This is a genomic window from Herbaspirillum huttiense (assembly GCF_047300815.1).
Lineage (GTDB): Bacteria > Pseudomonadota > Gammaproteobacteria > Burkholderiales > Burkholderiaceae_D > Herbaspirillum > Herbaspirillum huttiense_A.
Genome location: NZ_CP178608.1, coordinates 2,625,752 through 2,643,445, shown reverse-complemented (window position 1 = coordinate 2,643,445; position 17,694 = coordinate 2,625,752). Strand labels below are relative to the sequence as shown.

16 protein-coding genes are annotated in these 17,694 nt (G+C 64.7%); 8 read left to right on the top strand and 8 right to left on the bottom strand.

The window, feature by feature from the left end; genetic code table 11:
- The gene (locus ACLRDN_RS12290) at positions 1 to 3,237 is read left to right on the top strand and encodes an error-prone DNA polymerase (protein ID WP_413460250.1); all 3,237 of its coding nucleotides are present in this window, start codon (positions 1 to 3) and stop codon (positions 3,235 to 3,237) included.
- A 26-nt stretch (positions 3,238 to 3,263) separates the two neighbouring features.
- Here ACLRDN_RS12290 and ACLRDN_RS12285 read toward each other — a convergent pair whose 3' ends face one another.
- The 3 genes from ACLRDN_RS12285 to ACLRDN_RS12275 form a co-directional block, all read right to left on the bottom strand.
- Positions 3,264 to 4,445 (bottom strand): diguanylate cyclase, encoded by a 1,182-nt coding sequence (locus tag ACLRDN_RS12285; protein WP_413460249.1) that lies wholly within the window; start codon positions 4,443 to 4,445, stop codon positions 3,264 to 3,266.
- A 221-nt stretch (positions 4,446 to 4,666) separates the two neighbouring features.
- Complete coding sequence (locus ACLRDN_RS12280; RefSeq protein WP_413460248.1) at positions 4,667 to 5,608, bottom strand: LysR substrate-binding domain-containing protein; 942 nt, start codon at positions 5,606 to 5,608, stop codon at positions 4,667 to 4,669.
- Between the two features lie 87 nt (positions 5,609 to 5,695).
- Complete coding sequence (locus ACLRDN_RS12275) at positions 5,696 to 6,472, bottom strand: FadR/GntR family transcriptional regulator (protein ID WP_413460247.1); 777 nt, start codon at positions 6,470 to 6,472, stop codon at positions 5,696 to 5,698.
- 315 nt (positions 6,473 to 6,787) lie between these two features.
- Here ACLRDN_RS12275 and ACLRDN_RS12270 point away from each other — a divergent pair, with 315 nt between their 5' ends.
- From ACLRDN_RS12270 to ACLRDN_RS12260, 3 genes are all read left to right on the top strand, one after another.
- Positions 6,788 to 8,221: an aldehyde dehydrogenase family protein gene (locus ACLRDN_RS12270; RefSeq protein ID WP_413460246.1), complete on the top strand. Its 1,434-nt coding sequence runs from the start codon at positions 6,788 to 6,790 to the stop codon at positions 8,219 to 8,221.
- Positions 8,222 to 8,267: 46 nt separating this feature from the next.
- A complete protein-coding gene (locus ACLRDN_RS12265; RefSeq protein ID WP_413460245.1) occupies positions 8,268 to 9,026 on the top strand; it encodes an SDR family oxidoreductase in 759 nt (252 codons plus the stop codon).
- A gap of 148 nt (positions 9,027 to 9,174) precedes the next feature.
- Entirely contained in the window at positions 9,175 to 10,482 is a 1,308-nt protein-coding gene (locus ACLRDN_RS12260) for an MFS transporter (protein WP_413460244.1), read from the top strand.
- 68 nt (positions 10,483 to 10,550) lie between these two features.
- On the opposite strand, the gene ACLRDN_RS12255 is transcribed toward ACLRDN_RS12260, so the two are convergent.
- The 5 genes from ACLRDN_RS12255 to ACLRDN_RS12235 all read right to left on the bottom strand — a co-directional run bounded on the left by ACLRDN_RS12255 (position 10,551) and on the right by ACLRDN_RS12235 (position 14,562).
- Entirely contained in the window at positions 10,551 to 10,832 is a 282-nt protein-coding gene (locus tag ACLRDN_RS12255; RefSeq protein WP_413460243.1) for a hypothetical protein, read from the bottom strand.
- 106 nt (positions 10,833 to 10,938) lie between these two features.
- Positions 10,939 to 11,655: an ABC transporter ATP-binding protein gene (locus ACLRDN_RS12250; protein ID WP_413460242.1), complete on the bottom strand. Its 717-nt coding sequence runs from the start codon at positions 11,653 to 11,655 to the stop codon at positions 10,939 to 10,941.
- Entirely contained in the window at positions 11,648 to 12,406 is a 759-nt protein-coding gene (locus ACLRDN_RS12245) for an ABC transporter ATP-binding protein (RefSeq protein WP_413460241.1), read from the bottom strand. The genes ACLRDN_RS12250 and ACLRDN_RS12245 overlap by 8 nt, the downstream gene beginning before the upstream one ends.
- Positions 12,403 to 13,623, bottom strand: coding sequence for a branched-chain amino acid ABC transporter permease (locus tag ACLRDN_RS12240; protein WP_413460240.1), 1,221 nt, complete (start codon positions 13,621 to 13,623; stop codon positions 12,403 to 12,405). Before ACLRDN_RS12240 ends, ACLRDN_RS12245 begins: the two co-directional genes overlap by 4 nt.
- Positions 13,624 to 13,626: 3 nt before the next feature.
- Positions 13,627 to 14,562: a branched-chain amino acid ABC transporter permease gene (locus tag ACLRDN_RS12235; protein WP_413460239.1), complete on the bottom strand. Its 936-nt coding sequence runs from the start codon at positions 14,560 to 14,562 to the stop codon at positions 13,627 to 13,629.
- A 165-nt stretch (positions 14,563 to 14,727) separates the two neighbouring features.
- On the opposite strand from ACLRDN_RS12235, the gene ACLRDN_RS12230 reads away from it, so the two are divergent.
- The 4 genes from ACLRDN_RS12230 to ACLRDN_RS12215 all read left to right on the top strand — a co-directional run bounded on the left by ACLRDN_RS12230 (position 14,728) and on the right by ACLRDN_RS12215 (position 17,617).
- Positions 14,728 to 16,203, top strand: a complete 1,476-nt coding sequence (locus ACLRDN_RS12230) for a protein adenylyltransferase SelO (protein WP_413460238.1) — start codon at positions 14,728 to 14,730, stop codon at positions 16,201 to 16,203.
- Positions 16,204 to 16,274: 71 nt separating this feature from the next.
- Positions 16,275 to 16,670 (top strand): peptide-methionine (R)-S-oxide reductase MsrB, encoded by a 396-nt coding sequence (gene msrB / locus ACLRDN_RS12225; protein WP_034335690.1) that lies wholly within the window; start codon positions 16,275 to 16,277, stop codon positions 16,668 to 16,670.
- Between the two features lie 45 nt (positions 16,671 to 16,715).
- Positions 16,716 to 17,336 carry a septation protein A gene (locus tag ACLRDN_RS12220; RefSeq protein WP_154133479.1) on the top strand — a complete coding sequence of 207 codons (621 nt, stop codon included), beginning with the start codon at positions 16,716 to 16,718 and terminating at the stop codon, positions 17,334 to 17,336.
- Positions 17,333 to 17,617 (top strand): BolA family protein, encoded by a 285-nt coding sequence (locus ACLRDN_RS12215; RefSeq protein ID WP_088753911.1) that lies wholly within the window; start codon positions 17,333 to 17,335, stop codon positions 17,615 to 17,617. The genes ACLRDN_RS12220 and ACLRDN_RS12215 overlap by 4 nt, the downstream gene beginning before the upstream one ends.
- Positions 17,618 to 17,694 lie beyond the last annotated feature (77 nt).

Here is a 17,694-nt window from a genome sequence, read left to right as displayed (position 1 = left end):
ATGCAAGCTTCCCTGCCCTTGGGCATTGCCCAGACCGGCCTGCCCGACTATGCCGAACTATATTGCCGGACCAACTTCAGTTTCCTGCAAGGGGCCTCCCATGCGCAGGAACTGGTGGAGCGTGCCATCGAACTGGGCTATCGCGCCCTGGCCATCACCGATGAATGCACCATGGCCGGGGTGGTGCGCGCCCATGCCGCCTGGATGGAACAGGTCAATCGCGGCAAGGCCAAGGATTTCAAGCTGCTCATCGGCAGTTGCTTCCGATTTACGGCCTTCAAGGACGAGCCGGCCCATCCCCTGGCCAGGATGACCCTGGTGGCCCTGGCCAGGAATCGCGAGGGCTATGGCAACCTCTGCGAACTCATCACCCTGGCGCGCACCCGCGCCGAGAAAGGCAGCTACCTGCTGTCACCGGAAGACCTGAGCCAGCCGCCGCCCGCCCTGTCGCACCTGCGCGCCCTGCCTGATTGCCAGCTGATCCTGGTGCCGGACTACCCGGCCGATGAAGAAACGCTGGATGCGCAATTGCGCTGGTTCGCCCCGTTGGCCCCCGGCCGCGCATGGGTCGGCATGACGCGCCTGTACCGTCCGCTGGACGACCTGCACCGCGCCGCCATCGACGCCGCCGCGCGACTGCACGGCTTGCCGCTGGTGGCGGTGGGCGATGTGCAGATGCACCAGCGTTCACGCAAATACCTGCAGGATGTGGTCACGGCCATCCGCGTCGGCAAGCCGGTGCAGGAATGTGGCCTGGCCCTGGCCCCCAATGCCGAGCAGCACCTGCGGCCACGCATGCGGCTGTCGCTGGTGCACAGCCCGGCCACCTTGGCCCAGACCTTGACGGTGGCGGCCGGTTGCCAGTTCAGCTTGGCTGAACTGCGATATGAATATCCTGACGAACTGGTGCCGCTGGGCATGAGCCCGGCCGACTATCTGCGGCAGGAAACCCTGGCCGGGGCCATTAAACGCTATCCGCAAGGAATACCGGGCGAGGTGCGCGCACAGATCGAGATGGAATTGTCCCTGATCGCCCAAAAGGAATATGAAGCTTATTTCCTGACGGTCTACGACCTGGTCAAGTTTGCCCGTTCGCGAGGCATCCTGTGCCAGGGACGCGGCTCGGCCGCCAACTCGGCGGTGTGCTACTGCCTGGGGGTGACCGAGGTCGATCCCACCTCCACCCGGCTGCTGTTTGCCCGCTTCATCAGCGAAAAGCGAGAAGAACCACCCGACATCGACGTGGACTTCGAGCACCAGCGCCGCGAAGAAGTGATCCAGCACATCTACCGCAAGTACGGCCGCCGCCGCGCCGCGCTGGCGGCTGCCGTGCACAGCTACCGGCCGCGTGGCGCCCTGCGCGAGGTCGGCAAGGCATTGGGTGTGGATGTGGCCATCGTCGATACGGTGGCCAAGTCGCAGCACTGGTTCGACAGCCGGGAAGAATTGCTGGCCCGCTTTGCCGAAGCCGGGCTGGACCCGGAACTGCCGCAGATCGGCCTATGGGCCAGCATTACCGGCAAGCTGCTGCGCTTCCCGCGCCATCTGTCGCAGCACACCGGGGGCTTCGTGATCGCGCGCGGGCAGTTGTCGCGCCTGGTGCCGATCCAGAATGCGGCCATGGAAGAGCGCTCCGTCATCGAATGGGACAAGGATGACCTGGAGTCGTTGAAGCTGCTCAAGGTGGACGTGCTGGCGCTGGGCATGCTGACCGCCCTGCGCCGCTCGCTGGAACTGGTGAGCCTGCGGCGCGGCCTGCCCCAAGTCATGCAGATGTACGACATTCCGCGTGAAGATCCGGCCACTTTCGACATGATCTGCAAGGCCGATACCATCGGCGTGTTCCAGATCGAAAGCCGCGCCCAGATGAGCATGCTGCCGCGCATGCAGCCGCGCACCCAGTACGACCTGGTGGTGCAGGTGGCCATCGTGCGGCCGGGGCCCATCCAGGGCGGCATGGTCCACCCCTACCTGCGGCGGCGGGAATTGGTGCGCAGCGGCGGCAGCTTCGACTATCCGGACAACACCAGCAAGAGTGGCAAGATCAGGAAGGTGCTGGAGCGCACCCTGGGCATCCCCATCTTCCAGGAGCAGGTGATGGATGTGGCCATCGAGGCTGCCGGGTATTCCCCCAGCGAAGCCGATGACCTGCGCCGCTCCATGGCCGCCTGGAAGCGCAAGGGCGGCATGGGGCCGCACCATGAACGGCTGGTGCTGGGCATGACCGACAATGGCTATTCACGTGAATTCGCCGAGAGCATCTTCAACCAGATCGAGGGTTTCGGCGAATACGGTTTCCCCGAAAGCCATGCCGCCAGCTTTGCCTTGCTGACCTATTTCAGCAGCTGGCTCAAGTGCCACGAGCCGGAAGCCTTTCTGTGCGGCCTGCTCAACAGCCAGCCCATGGGCTTTTACTCGCCCTCCCAATTGATCCAGGATGCGCGCCGGCATGGCGTCCAGGTCCTGCCGGTGAACGTCCTGCGCAGCCGCTGGGAATCCATACTGGAGCTGGACCCCGCCGGCCAGGCGCGTCCGGCGGTGCGGCTGGGCATGAGCCTGCTGCGCGGCATGCCCGAACAGGCGGCGCAGCGTATCGAGCAGGCCGGTGCCGAACGTCCCTTTGCCGATGTCGATGACCTGGCACGGCGCGCCGGGCTGGACCGCCACGCCCTGCAGGCGCTGGCAGCGGGCGATGCCTTGCGCGAGCTGGCCGGGCACCGGCGCGCTGCGCTCTGGCATGCGGTGGGCGCAGTGCCCGACCGTGACCTGCTGCGCACGGCGCCGCGCGGGGATGATGCGGTACAACTGGAGGCGCCCGGGGAAGGCGACCAGATCGTCGACGACTATCGCGCCATGAATCTGACGCTGCGGCGCCATCCGCTGGCGCTCTTGCGCCCGACCTTGCAGCGGCGGCGCTTCATGAGCGTGGCCGACCTGAACACTTTGCAGAACCGCCAGTTCGCCTGCTGCTGCGGCATCGTCACGGTGCGCCAGCGGCCGGGCACGGCCAAGGGGGTGATCTTCATGACGCTGGAGGATGAGACCGGTTCGGCCAACGTGATCGTCTGGCCTTCGGTGCTGGAAAGGCAGCGCAGCGAGGTCTTGAACGCGCGCTTGCTGGGGGTGTATGGCAGCTGGCAGTGCCATGGTGAAGTGCGCCACCTGGTGGCGGGACGGCTGGAAGACTGGACCCATCTGCTGGGTGAGCTGCAGCCGCGCAGCCGGGATTTTTTCTGAAACGGCCCTGTAAGGCAGCGTCCGGATCAGGCCGCCAGCGCCATCCGGAAGGCATTGCGCCCTTCGCTCTTGGCACGGTACAGGGCCAGGTCGGCTTCGTGAACCAGCGCATCCCAGCTCATGGACCGGCCCGGCTGCAATACCGCCAGGCCGACGCTGATGGTGACCCTCTGCCCATGCCCGAAATCGTGGTTGCGCACGGTCTCCAGTAGATGCTGGGCGATCTGGCGTGCCTTGGCTTCGGACCAGTCCGGGAAGACCGCGCAGAATTCCTCTCCGCCGTAACGGCCGACCATGCCACCCTGGCAGCACTGCCCGCGCAGCAAGGCGCCGATGTCGGCCAGCACGCGGTCTCCCACTAGGTGGCCGTGGGTGTCGTTGATGTGCTTGAAGTGGTCCACATCAATGAAGGCCAGCGTCAGTACCCGCCCGCCCTGCACCGCCCGGGCCAGCACTTCTTCGCCACAGCGCACCAGCTCGCGGCGGTTGAGGGTGCCGGTCAGTTCGTCTTCGGTCGCCAGGCGCTGCTTGTCGGCCAGCAGGCGTTCGAAGTAGATCATCATCAGCGACACTGCCAGCAGCAAGGAGCCGCTGATGGGAATGAGGTAGATCAGCGCCACACCCAGGTTGCTCATCTCCGGCGGCATGAACACTTCGGGATGCGACAGCGAGATCAACAGCCGGCTCACATGGGTGGCACTGAGAATGAGCAAGGCGCCGATGCCAGTCCAGCGGCCAAAGGACCAGCGTGGATAGCGCTTGGCCAGCGGCCCGGACATGCCCTTGATGAATTCATGCAGTACCAGGCAAAACACCAGTTGCAGCGCCCCCACGGCCAGGAAGGCGCGCTGGGTGAAATCGGCCCCGCCGATCAGCAGGGCCGTAAAGCACACGGCATAGCCGATGATGAGCATGACCGGCCAGTCCCGCGACTGGCGCTGGTAGAAGCTGCGCAAGCCGCACCAGGCCACGATGCCGGCAGAAAACACCAGCGTATTGCCCAGCAGCAGGCCCAGCGGACGTAGGTTGCCCGCCAGACCGCCGTAGACTGCCACAGTGGTGCAAATCCCCAGCGCCGAGAACACCCCCGAGAGCGCCCACAGCCGCGTGAAGCGCTCTGACGGCGTGCTGATGAACAGCCCGGCCATGATGACGCCACTGCAAAACTGTACGATGGCCAGCGCAATGCTGGCGGTGAAAGGATTCATGCGGATTCGCTTGCCCTTGCGGGCAGGTGTAGAAGGCATCGCGGCGGGCGATGCGGAAGATGCGCTCACAGGCGCATTGGCGGCGTCCTCACTGGCTGAGGGCTAAAGGACGGGCCGGGATCGGCGAAAGTGTAACCGATGGCGCAAGCTCAGCAGTGATTTTCAGCAATTCATCAAAAAATCTGAATTCTCATGCCATAAAACCGGGCGTTCATTCAGAATTATTCACGTTCCAGCGCCCGCGTATGTCCCCACTGCCCTGAACGGCACAGTTCATCCGTCACATCCAGCACCAGCCTTTCGACGGCCGCAGCGGCGGTGGTGAGCGGGATATTGCGCGAGGCGCACAGCACCAGGGTGCGCGAGATCTGCTCTCCGGCGATGGGGTGGGCGACCATGTCGCCGCGCTCGATATCCGCCAGCAGCGGCGCCACCGGCAGGATGGTGGCACCGATATCGGCCAGGATGGCCGATTTGAGGATGGCCACCGAGTTGATCTCGATGACGTTGTCCAGGCTCATGCCCTGGGCCCGCACCAGGCTCTCGATGCGCGGCCTGACCCCATGGGCCAGGCCGGGCAGGATCAGCGGGGCCTCGATAGCCTTTGCCAGCGGCACGCCCTTGCGGCCTTTCACCCCATAGCGTGACTTGGCGCGCGTGATGTACATCATCTCTTCCTCGATCATGGGCGTGGCCGCAAAGGAAGACAGCTGGCCGTCGTCAAACAGGACGGCCAGGTTGATGCGCCCGGACTTCAGTTGGGTGATCAGGTTGCCGGTCAACTCCTCGGTCAGTTGCAGGGTGATCTCGGGGTAGATCGAGCGCACCGCATTCAACAGCGGCAAGGCCAGCGCATTGGAGACGCTCTGCGGAATGCCCAGCGCCACCGTCCCCGAGGGTTTGTCGGTAGACTGCGCCACGGCCTGCTTGGCATCCTGCACCTGCTTCAGGATCGCCAGCGCGTGCTCATAGAAGACCTTGCCGGCATCGGTAGCGATGACCCCTTGGGCCGAACGATGCAGCAGTTGCGCCGCCATCTCGTCTTCCAGCTGGCGGATCTGCTGGGTCAGCGCCGGCTGGGCGATGTGCAGCACACGCGCCGCCCGCGAGAGCGAGCCGTGATCGACGATGGCCACGAAGTAGCGCAGTTGGCGTAATTCCATGCGATGAGTTTCCTGCTGGCACAAGTAGTTAAAAGAATTGACAGCTTCAGTAACAACCAGGCTGGCAAACCGGCACCCAATACCGGTTTACAAGCCAGGCCGGCTGTTGAACATGCGGGTACGGGCATTCTCGATATGGCCGCGCATGGCGCGCCGGGCGCCTTCCGCATCCTGCAGCCGGATCAGCTCGAAGATCTGACGATGTTCGTCCATGGCGTCCTGGGAGCGCTTCCAGGGCGGGATGTGCATCAGGTGGCGCAGCATGTTCACGGCGTGGCTGACATCGTATTCCAGCGTCTTCATCACCTGCACGAAACGCTGGTTGCCGGTGGCCTGGGCGATGGATTCATGGAAGCCGAAATCATAGTGATGGGCGATGCCGCCCACGCGGTTGGCTTCCTCGAATCCGAGCAGCAAGGCATCCATCTTTTCCAGATCTTGCTTGTTGCGCCGCAGGGCGGCCATGTAGGCGCATTCCGGTTCCAGCACCAGGCGCAGCTCCAGTCCGTTCATGATGTGGCCGATACGGGTCTCGGGTTCGCCATCGGGACGCGCCGGGGCCAATCCCGCCTTTTCCTTCACATAGGTCCCGGAGCCGCGCTGGGACTCCACCAGCTGATCTTCACGTAGCCGGTCCAGCGCCTGCCGCACCACCGGCCGCGAGACCTCGAACAGCGTGGCCAGGTCGTTTTCGGAAGGCAGCTTGCTGCCGACCGCGATGCGGCCCTCGACGATGGCATGGAACAAGGTTTCATACACGCGTTCAGCGAAACGCTCCGGCCGAACGGGACCCAGCCCGGCTGCAGCCAGGCTCAGGATGTCACCGGAAGCGCCGGGGCGCGGGGACTTGCTCGATGAGGGCATCGACACTCCAGTTAGGCAGAAAATGGCAGGAACAGCGTCAGCATGGGCCGCATGGTAGCGGATTTGTTGGTCTCACCGCCAGCCATCGACTGCAGGCAGTCAGCAAAGTAGTAAATTTATTTGACATCTTGAGTGCACAGGCTTAGATTCAGGCACAACAAAACAGCAGCACACGACAAAACACCAAGAGACAAGCCCCTACCCGGCCCCGTTCGGACTGACCGTCCGACGCTGGCCCGCGCCTGCATGGCATACCCTCCTGCTGTTTCCCTGTCCTGCTCCTCTTCGTGATTCGCCTTCAAGGACCGCACTGCCATGAAACAGCACTTCATCGACAATCGCTGGGTCACTCCCGCCTCCGGCGAAAGCATCCCCGTCATCGATCCCTCCGATGGCCAGGCCTTCGAGGCCATCGCCCGTGGCAATGCGGCCGACATCGACCAGGCCGTGAAAGCGGCGCGCCGAGCCTATGAAGGCGCCTGGGGCAAGCTTTCCGCCGCCGAGCGCAGCCGCCTGCTGATGAAGCTGGCCCACAAGCTCCAGGATCACCAGGAAGAACTGGCCCAGCTGGAAGGACGCGACTGCGGCAAACCCATGAAACAGGCGCGCGCCGACGCAGCGGCCATCGTGCGCTACTTCGAGTTCTACGCCGGGGCCGCCGACAAGCTGCACGGCGACACCATTCCCTACCAGGCCGGCTATACGGTGCTGACCCTGCGCGAGCCGCACGGGGTGACCGGCCACATCGTGCCCTGGAACTACCCGATGCAGATCTTCGGACGCTGCGTGGGCGGCGCCCTGGCCGCCGGCAATACCTGCGTGGTCAAGCCGGCCGAGGATGCCTGCCTGTCCATCCTGCGGGTGGCTGAACTGGCGGCCGAGGCGGGTTTCCCCGAGGGCGCGCTCAACATCGTCACCGGCTATGGCCACGAGGCCGGCGACCTGCTGGTCAAGCATCCCGATGTGGACCACGTGTCCTTCACCGGCTCGCCCAACGTGGGCAAGCTGGTGGTGCGCGCGGCCGCCGAGCATCACACGCCCGTCACCCTCGAACTGGGCGGCAAGTCGCCGCAGGTGGTGTTCGAGGATGCCGACATGGACGCCCTGCTGCCGGTGGTGGTCAATGCCATCGTGCAGAACGCCGGCCAGACCTGCTCGGCCGGCAGCCGCCTGCTGGTCCAGCGTGGCGCTTACGAACAGGTGCTGGAGCGGCTTGCCGGACTGTTCTCGCGGCTCAAGGTGGGCTCCTCGCAGATGGACCTGGACTGCGGCCCGCTGATCCGCAAGACCCAGCAGGAACGCGTGGCTGGTTTCCTCTCAGACGCGCGGCGCGACGGCATCGCGCTGGTGGCGCAAGGCGAGATCGCGCCCGGCGCCCCGGCCGGCGGTTTCTACCAGGCGCCGGCGCTGCTGCGCGACGTGCCGCCGCAGCATCGGCTGGCGCAGGAAGAAGTGTTCGGTCCGGTACTGGCAGCCATGTCGTTCGAGGATGAAAACGAGGCCATCGCCCTGGCCAATGGCACCGACTACGGCCTGGTGGCCAGCGTCTGGACCCGCGACGGCGGCCGCCAGCTGCGGCTGGCGCGCGCCATTCGCAGCGGCCAGGTCTTCATCAACAACTATGGCGCCGGTGGCGGCGTGGAACTGCCCTTCGGTGGCGTCAAGGCCAGCGGCCACGGGCGCGAGAAGGGATTCGAGGCGCTCTATGGCTTCACGGTGTTGAAAACCATCGCCATCCGCCACGGCTGACCTCCCTCCCCTCATTCAACACACGCAATTTTCAAGGAGACACATCATGCGTTTGCAAGACAAGGTAGCCATCGTCACCGGTGGCGGTTCGGGTTTCGGAGAAGGCATCGCCAAGGCCTATGCCCGTGAAGGCGCCTGCGTGGTGGTGGCCGATATCGGCGAAACCGGCGGCCTGCGGGTGGTCGAAGAGATCAAGGCGGCAGGCGGCCGTGCAGTCTTCGCCAAGGCCGACGTCTCCAAGCGCGCCGACATGGACCAGTTGCTGGCCAGCGCCCTGGAACACTTCGGCAAGCTCGACATCGTCGTCAACAATGCCGGCACCACGCATCGCAACCGCCCCATGCTGGAAGTGGAAGAAGACGAGTTCGACCGCGTCTATGCGGTCAACGTGAAGAGCATCTTCCTCTCGGCCAAGACCTTCGTGCCCTATTTCCGCCAGGTCGGCGGCGGTGCCTTCGTCAACATCGCCTCCACCGCCGGCATCCGCCCGCGTCCCGGCCTGACCTGGTACAACGGCAGCAAGGGCGCCGTCATCACCACCAGCAAGTCGATGGCCGCCGAACTGGGTCCGGACAAGATCCGCGTGAACTGCGTCAATCCGGTCATCTCGGCCACCGGCCTGCTGTCGGAGTTCATGGGCGTGCCCGACACCCCGGAAAACCGCAAGAAGTTCGTCGCCACCATCCCCATGGGCCGTTTCTCCACCCCGGAAGACATCGCCAATGCCTGCCTGTACCTGGGCTCGGATGAAGCGCAATTCGTCACCGGCGTGTGCATCGAGGTCGATGGCGGGCGCTGCGTGTAAGACCGCACTGCAAAAATGTTCATGCGATCGGTGAGGATAATGATTTGACAATGTCCTCACCGCCACTACAATGCGTGGCACCGTCAAGCGGTCACAAAGAACCGGCGACGTACAACAACGACACGTCAAACAACATCTGGAGCGAGACATGACCTACCAAGCAGGCGCAGCCGCCGACGGCGCGCGCGCATCCTTTGAAGACGCGACCTACAGCAAGGTCACCTGGCGGCTGCTGCCGCTGCTGTTCCTGTGCTATGTGGCTTCCTACCTGGACCGGGTCAACGTCGGCTTTGCCAAGCTGCAGATGCTGCAAGACCTGAAGTTCAGCGATACCGTCTACGGCCTGGGCGCGGGCATCTTCTTCCTGGGTTACTTCGTCTTTGAAGTGCCCAGCAACATGATCCTGCACAAGGTCGGTGCGCGGCTCTGGATCGCCCGCATCATGATCACCTGGGGCATCATCTCGGGCGCGATGGCCTATGTCACCACGCCGGAAATGTTTTACATCATGCGATTCCTGCTGGGGGTGGCCGAGGCCGGCTTCTTCCCGGGCGTGATCCTGTATCTGACCTACTGGTATCCGGCCGCACGCCGCGGCAAGATCACTGCGCTGTTCATGACGGGCATTGCCCTCTCGGGCGTGATCGGTGGCCCGCTGTCGGGCTGGATCATGCATGCCATGCCGGGCGTATGGGGTCATACCGGCTGGCAGTGGATGTTCATCCTGGAAGCCATTCCTTCGCTGATCCTGGGCGTTCTGGTGATCCTGTATATGAAGGATCGCATCCGTGATGCCGAGTGGCTCACCGAAGACGAAAAGCGCCTGCTGGAAACCAACATCAGCCACGAAGAAAGCCAGAAGGAACACCTGTCCCTGGGCGCCATGTTCGCCAACGGCCGTGTCTGGCTGGGTGCGCTGATTTACTTCTGCTTCGTCATGGGCCTCTATGGCGTGAGCTTCTGGCTGCCGACCATCATCAAGGCCACCGGCGTGTCCGATCCGCTGAACGTGGGCCTGCTCACGGCCATCCCCTACGCCTTCGCCGCCGCCGCCATGGTGTTGATCGGCCGCAGCGCCGATGCCCGTCGCGAGCGCCGCTGGCACGTGGCCATTCCCGCCTTCATCGGCTGCATTGGGCTGCTGCTGTCGACCCTGTACGGTAACAACACGGCGCTGGCGATGGCCTCGCTGACCCTGGCCAGCATCGGCATCCTGACCACCCTGCCGCTGTTCTGGAGCCTGCCGACGGCCTTCCTGTCGGGCACGGCGGCTGCGGCCGGCATCGCGCTGATCAATTCGCTGGGCAACCTGGCCGGTTTCGTCAGCCCCTTCCTGGTCGGCTGGCTCAAGGACACCACCCAGAGCACCAATGCCGGCATGTACGTGCTGGCGGCCTCGCTGGTGATCGGCGGCCTGCTCACGCTGAGCTTGCCGGCCAAGCTGGTCAACAAGTAAGCCTCGCACTGAAACGGCAAACGGCGGCTCGCTGCAAACGAGCCGCCGTTTTTTGTTGTAGGACAGGGTCAAGGCTGCCTGGCCGCTTGCGGCTCCAGCAGCTGCCGCATGGCCAGCTTCACCAGTTCGGCATGCGCTGCCTGCGGAAAACGCTGGCGCTGGCGTGCTATTAGCTGGTCTACCCGCGCCCGGTCACCGTGGCAGAGTTCGGTCATGCGGGCGGTCATCTCCAGATAGCCCTGCGGATCGTGCAAGGGCAAGTCCTCGCGCTGCACATGGCGCAGCCAGGCACGATCAGCGGCGTAGACGGCAAGAATGGCGAGGCAAATCAGCAGGGGCCAAAGCAGCATGAACATCTCCCGGTCAGCGTTCAGCTAAAGCGGCGATTGTGCGCGCAGGTGGCGCGCACAGCCATCGCGGCCGCGCGAGAAATGCCGCATTTGAATCGCGCCAGCTTCAGAGCGCCAGCCACTCCTGCTGCAAGGCCGGGTCCGCCGCCAGTTCGGCGGGCGTCCCTTCGAACACCATCTCGCCGCGTCCCATCACATAAACCCGCTGCGACATCTCCAGCGCCAGGGCCTGCTTCTGCTCGATCAGCAGTACCGCCACCTGGCGCTGGCGCAGCAGTTCCAGGTAATGCGCCACCTGCTCGACCATCTGCGGCGACAGGCCTTCGGTCGGCTCGTCGATCAGCAGCAGGACGGGATTGCCCATCAGTGAGCGTCCCAGCGCCAGCATCTGCTGCTCGCCGCCCGAGAGCGCGCCGGCGGCCACCTTGTAGCGCCGCTCCAGGGCCGGGAACAGCGAAAGTACTTCCTCTTCCCGCCAGCCGTTGGCCGCCGCCGGCCCGCTCTTGCGGCCCAGCAGCAGGTTCTGCTGCACCGTGAGTGCGGGGAAGACATCGCGGCTTTCCGGTACGTAGCCGATGCCGCGCTGCGCGATGGCGTAGGTGGGCAACCCGGCCAGAGAACGCCCCTCAAAAGCGATCTCGCCGGTACTGCGCACCTGGCCCATCAAGGCCTTGAGCAGGGTCGAGCGGCCCGCGCCGTTGCGGCCCAGGATGCTGACGATCTCGCCGCGCCCTACCTCCAGCGACACACCATGCAGCACATGGCTCTGGCCGTACCCCGCCTGCAAGTCACGAACCCTGAGCAGCGAAGAGGAGTTATCCATGGCGCCTCCGGTCCAGATACAGCGCCTGGACATCCGGATTGGCACGGATGCGCTCGGCGCTGTCGCAAGCGATCACGCAGCCGTTGTCCATGACCGCAATGCGGTCGGCCAGGCCGAAGACCACCTGCATGTCGTGTTCCACCATCAGCAAGGTCTTGCCGACGGTGACCTCGCGGATCAGCGCCACCATGGCCGCACTCTCGGCGCGGCTCATGCCGGCGGTCGGTTCGTCCAGCAGGATCACGGAGGCGTCGGCCGCAATGGTCACCGCCAGTTCCAGGGCACGCTGTTCGGCATAGCTCAGTTCACCCGCAGCCACCTCCGCTCGCGCGGCCAGGCCGACCTTCTCCAGCACGGACCGCGCCCGCTCGCTGGCATCGCGCAACTGGCCGATGCGGCGCCAGAAGGCGTAGCGGTAGCCCAGCGTCCACAGGAGCGCGCAACGCACGTTCTCGAAGGCGCTCAGGCGCGGAAACAGGCTGGTGATCTGGAAACTGCGCGCCAGCCCCAGGCGATTGATTTGTTGCGGCGGCTCGCGGGTGATGTCGCGCCCATGCAGCAGCACCCGGCCGGCATCGGCACGATAGCGGCCCGAGATGACGTGAAAGAGACTGGACTTGCCCGCGCCATTGGGCCCGATCAGGGCGCAGCGCTCGCCGGGCTGCAATTGCAGGTCGACGCCGCGCAGGATCTCGCTGCGGTCGAAGGCCTTGTGCACACCCTGCAGGACCAAGGGAGCTGGCGCAGTCATCGCGGTCTCCCCTGGCGATGCCAAGCCATGAGCGTCGCTGTTCCAACGGCCATGCACAGCACCGCGATCACCCAGGGCACAGGCGCATGCACGTCGATGCGCCAGCCCCAGAGCAGCAAGGGCGCGGCGCCTGCGCCGGTGTCGGCCAGACTGCCCAGGCTGGCCTGATAGGCCATTTCGGTGGCCAGGATGAGCCCGGCCAGCGCACACAGCGCCGCCGCCAGCCACAGGCCCAGGCGCAGCGCGCGCCTGGCGTTGATGTCGCCGCAGCGCAGATGCCAGACACGGTCGATGAGGCTGGCCAGTCCGCCCGGCGTGGTCATGACGATGAGGATGAAGAACGCACCCAGATAGAACTGCCAGGCCTGCGTATAGGCCGACAGCCAGGAAGAAAACAGCACACCCACCACGCCGCCCACGATGGGCCCGTAGAAATAGGCGGTGCCGCCGATGAAGGTAAAGAGCAGGATGGCACCCGAGCGCAGTGCGCCCACGTATTCGGCGCTGACGATTTCGAAATTGATGGCCGAGAGCCCGCCCGAGATGCCCGCAAAGAAGGCCGACAAGATCAGCGCCAGGTAGCGCACCCGCTGCGGGTCATAGCCGATGAAGGCGGCGCGCTCGGGGTTGTCGCGCACGGCATTGAGGATGCGGCCCAGGGGCGTGTGGCGCACTGCCCAGATGGCCAGGGCGCAGACCAGCAGCCAGCCGGCGATCAGGTAATACACCTGGATCTGCGGGCCGTAGCTGATCCCCAGCACGGGCTCGCCGATGACGCGGTTGCCCGAGATGCCGCCCTCCCCGCCGAAGACCTCGGGGAACATCAGCACGCAGGCCGACACCAGTTCCACCAGCCCCAGCGTAATCATGGCAAAGGTGGTGCCGGCGCGGCGCGTGGTGAGATAACCCAGCACCACTGCACAGAGCGCGCCGGTCAGGCCGCCCGCCAGCGGCACCAGCGTCACCGGAAAGGCCAGCGCACCGTCAGCCATGCGGTTCATGAGATGGATGGCCCCAAAGGCCCCCAGCCCCGAATAGACCGCATGCCCGAACGAGAGCATGCCGCCCTCGCCCAGCAGCATGTTGTAGGAGAGACAGAGCAGCACCATCGTGCCCATCTGCGAGAGCAGCGACAAGGCCGCACTCTGCGCAAATACCAGCGGCGCGGCCAGCAGCACCAGGGCAAAGAGCAGCCAGGCAAGCACGATCCTTCGCATCGCTCAGCCCTCCCGCCGGCCCATGAGGCCCTTGGGACGTACGACCAGCATCACCACCAGCAGCAGGTAGGGCAAGACCGGGGCCACCTGCGCCAATGTCAGCCGCGCCAGCGGTGCCAGCGCGCTGCCGGACGGCACATGCAAGCCCAGGCTGGCCAGCGAGACATCCAGCGCCACCGCAAAAGTCTGCATCATGCCGATCAAGAGCGACGTGATGAAAGCCCCGGCCAGCGAGCCCAGGCCGCCTACCACCACGACCACGAAGATGATGCTGCCCACGGCGGCGGCCATGCCCGGCTCGGTAACGAAGGCATTGCCGCCGATGACGCCGGCCAGCGCCGCCAGCGCGCAGCCGCCGCCAAACACCAGCATGAACACGCGCGGCACGTTGTGGCCCAGCGCCTCTGCCATCTGCGGATGGGTCAGCGCGGCCTGGATCAGCAGTCCGATGCGGGTATGGCGCAGCAGCAGCCACAGGGCCAGCAGCATCAAGGCCGCCACCAGCAGCATGAAGCCGCGATAGACCGGGAAGGCGGTGGAATAGAGCGTAAACAGTGTGCCGTCCAGTTCCCGCGGGATGCGATAGGGCACGGGCGAGCGCCCCCACACCAGTTGCACCAGTTCCACCACCAGATAGGACAGGCCGAAGGTGAACAACAATTCCGGCACGTGCCCATAGCGGTGCACGATGCGCAGGCCGTAATGCTCCACCAGCGCCCCGGCTACGCCCACGATCAGCGGCGCCAGCAGCAGCGCCCACCAGAACCCCAACAGCCCGGCCAGGGCATAAGCGACATAGGCCCCCAGCATGTAGAAGCTGGCATGGGCAAAGTTGGGCACGCCCATCATGCTGTAGATGAGCGTGAGGCCCGAGGACAGCAGGAACAGCAAAAAGCCGTAGCCCAGGCCGTTGAGGAAGGTGATCAGCGCGAATTCCAAATTGCCAGCCTTGCGGGGGAGATGCCGTATCGAGGAGGTTGAAGGGCCTGCCGCGCCTGTCCAGGCGCGGCAGGACGCAAAAGTGGAGCGATCCTATGGGATTCGCGCTTCTCTGTCAAAATAGCGGATTGCGGCCCGGTCCGGGCCGCGCGCCACAGGCTGACCATGACGCAATCCTATCCGCTGCCCCCTTTCGAGAACCGTTTCGCCGAGCTGCCGCCGGCCTTCTACACCCGGCTACAGCCCACGCCCCTGCCCGCGCCCTACCTGGTGGGCTTCAGCGAGGCGGCCGCGGCCACGGTCGGGCTGCCGCGCCCGGCCGATGATCACTTCGATTTCCTTGACATGTTCGCCGGCAACCAGATCGCACCCGGCTCGACGCCGCTGTCGGCGGTCTATTCCGGGCACCAGTTCGGGGTCTGGGCCGGCCAGCTGGGCGATGGCCGCGCCATTACCCTGGGCGACCTGCCGGCCGCCGACGGCCGGGGCCGCATCGAGCTGCAACTCAAGGGCGCGGGCATGACCCCCTACTCGCGCATGGGCGACGGCCGCGCCGTGCTGCGCTCCTCGATCCGCGAATTCCTCTGCTCGGAAGCCATGGCTGCGCTCGGCATCCCGACCACGCGCGCCCTGACCGTGATCGGCTCGGACCAGCGCGTCATGCGCGAAGCCCCGGAAACCGCCGCCGTCGTCACCCGCATGGCGCCCAGCTTCATCCGCTTCGGCTCCTTCGAGCACTGGTACTACAACCAGCGCTTCGACGAGTTGAAGATCCTGGCCGATACCGTGCTGGAACAGTTCTATCCGGAACTGGCCTCTGAAGAGAACCCCTATCAGGCCCTGCTCAAGGAAGTCACCCGCCGCACCGCCGCCCTGATGGCGCAATGGCAGGCAGTGGGCTTCATGCATGGCGTGATGAATACGGACAATATGTCCATCCTTGGCCTGACGCTGGATTACGGCCCCTTCGGCTTCATGGAGGCCTTTGACGCCCGCCACATCTGCAACCACACCGACCGCAAGGGCCGCTACAGCTACCAGATGCAGCCGCGCATCGGCCAGTGGAACTGCTTCGCGTTGGGCCAGGCCATGCTGCCGCTGATCGGCTCGGTGGAGCAGACCGAAGCGGCGCTGGCCGACTATGAAGTCATCTTCCAGGCGCACCATGGCGCGTTGCTGCACGCCAAGCTGGGGCTGCGCACGCAGCAGCCTGGAGATGAACAACTGATCGAAGCGCTGTTTGCCATCCTGCAAGCCAATGGTGTGGATTTCACCCTGTTCTTCCGCCGCCTGGGCGACTTGCGCATCGGCAATGCGGCTGACGACGAGCCCGTGCGCGACCTGATCCTTGATCGTCCAGCCTTCGATGCCTGGGCCGTGCAGTACCGGGCCCGCCTGCGCGCCGAAGACAGCGACGACGATGCCCGCCGGCTTGCAATGCATGCGGTCAACCCCAAATACGTGCTACGCAATTACCTCGCCCAGGACGCCATCGACCGTGCACTGGAGAAGGACTTCAGGGAAGTGGCCCGCCTGCAGCAGATCCTGCAACACCCCTTTGACGAGCAACCCGAATTCGCGCGCTACGCCGAACTGCCGCCGGAGTGGGCCCGCCATCTCGAGGTGAGTTGCTCTTCCTGAGGCCGAATCTGCAACTTTCTTCCCGGGCGGCCCGCATTTGCCCGTCGCCCGTCATCCCCAAGGAGCCAAGCATGAACAAACGTGTAGAAAAGACCGAAGCGCAATGGCGCGAACAACTGGACCCGATGGAGTACCAGGTCACGCGCGAAGCCGCCACCGAACGCGCCTTCACCGGCCGCTACTGGGATCATCATGAAGCCGGCACCTATACCTGCGTCTGCTGCGACACGCCGCTCTTCACGTCGGACGCCAAGTTCGATTCCGGCTGCGGCTGGCCCAGCTACTTCGAACCCATCGATCCGGCCAACGTGCGCGAGAAAGTGGACCGCAGTTATGGCATGATTCGCACCGAGATCATCTGCAACGTCTGCGACGCCCACCTGGGCCACGTCTTCCCCGACGGCCCGCCGCCGACCGGACTGCGCTATTGCATCAATTCGGCTTCGCTGCGTTTCGACCCGGCGTAAGCTGCACTTCCACCGTTTCATTGACTCACTGAAGAAGCCAACCCGATGAAGTTCCTGTTCGACCTGTTCCCCGTCATCCTGTTTTTCGGCGTCTTCAAATGGGCCGAGGGCCATCCCTCGGCCGCGCAGGACCTGGTGATGCAATACCTGGGCGGCGCCATGTCGGCCGGTGCCGTCACGGCCACCCAGGCACCGATCCTGCTCTCCACAGCGGTGGCCATCATCGCCTCGCTGGGCCAGATCGCCTGGCTGCTGCTGCGCCGGCGCAAGGTGGACGGCATGCTGTGGGTGTCGCTGGCCATCATCGTGGTCTTTGGCGGCGCCACCATCTATTTCCGTGACGATACCTTCATCAAGTGGAAACCGACCATCCTGTACTGGGCCTTCGGCCTGGCCTTGCTGGTGTCGCAGCTGTTCATGAAGAAAAATCTCATCCGCGTCATGATGGAAAAGCAGGTCACCCTGCCCGAACCGATCTGGCCGCGCCTGAACCTGGCCTGGATCGTGTTCTTCGCCGTCATGGGCGTGCTGAACCTGTATATCGCCTTCAATTATTCGCTGGACACCTGGGTCAACTTCAAGATGTTCGGCAGCATGGGCCTGATGTTTGCCTTCATCATCGGGCAGAGCCTGTTCCTCTCCAAGTACATGAAGGACGCCGAATGAGTGCCGCTGACACCCGTGTGCAGCGCATTACCGAGCGCCTGACTGCAACTTTCACGCCGCAAGCCTGTCTGGTCGAGGATGAGTCGGCCCTGCATGCTGGACATGCCGGTGCCGCCTCTGGCGGAGGACATTACAGGGTCCGCCTGGTTTCCGACTTGTTCGAGGGCAAAAATCGGTTGAACCGCCATCGGCTGGTGTATGATTGCCTGTCCGACCTGATGCAGCAGGAGATCCACGCGCTGGCCATAGTGGCACTCTCGCCGTCAGAGGCAACGAACTGAGACCAAGAACAAAGACCGACGCCTGCTTATCAAGCCCCTCCTGTTTTTTTCTCCGTTTTGATTCATTCCTTTCTTTT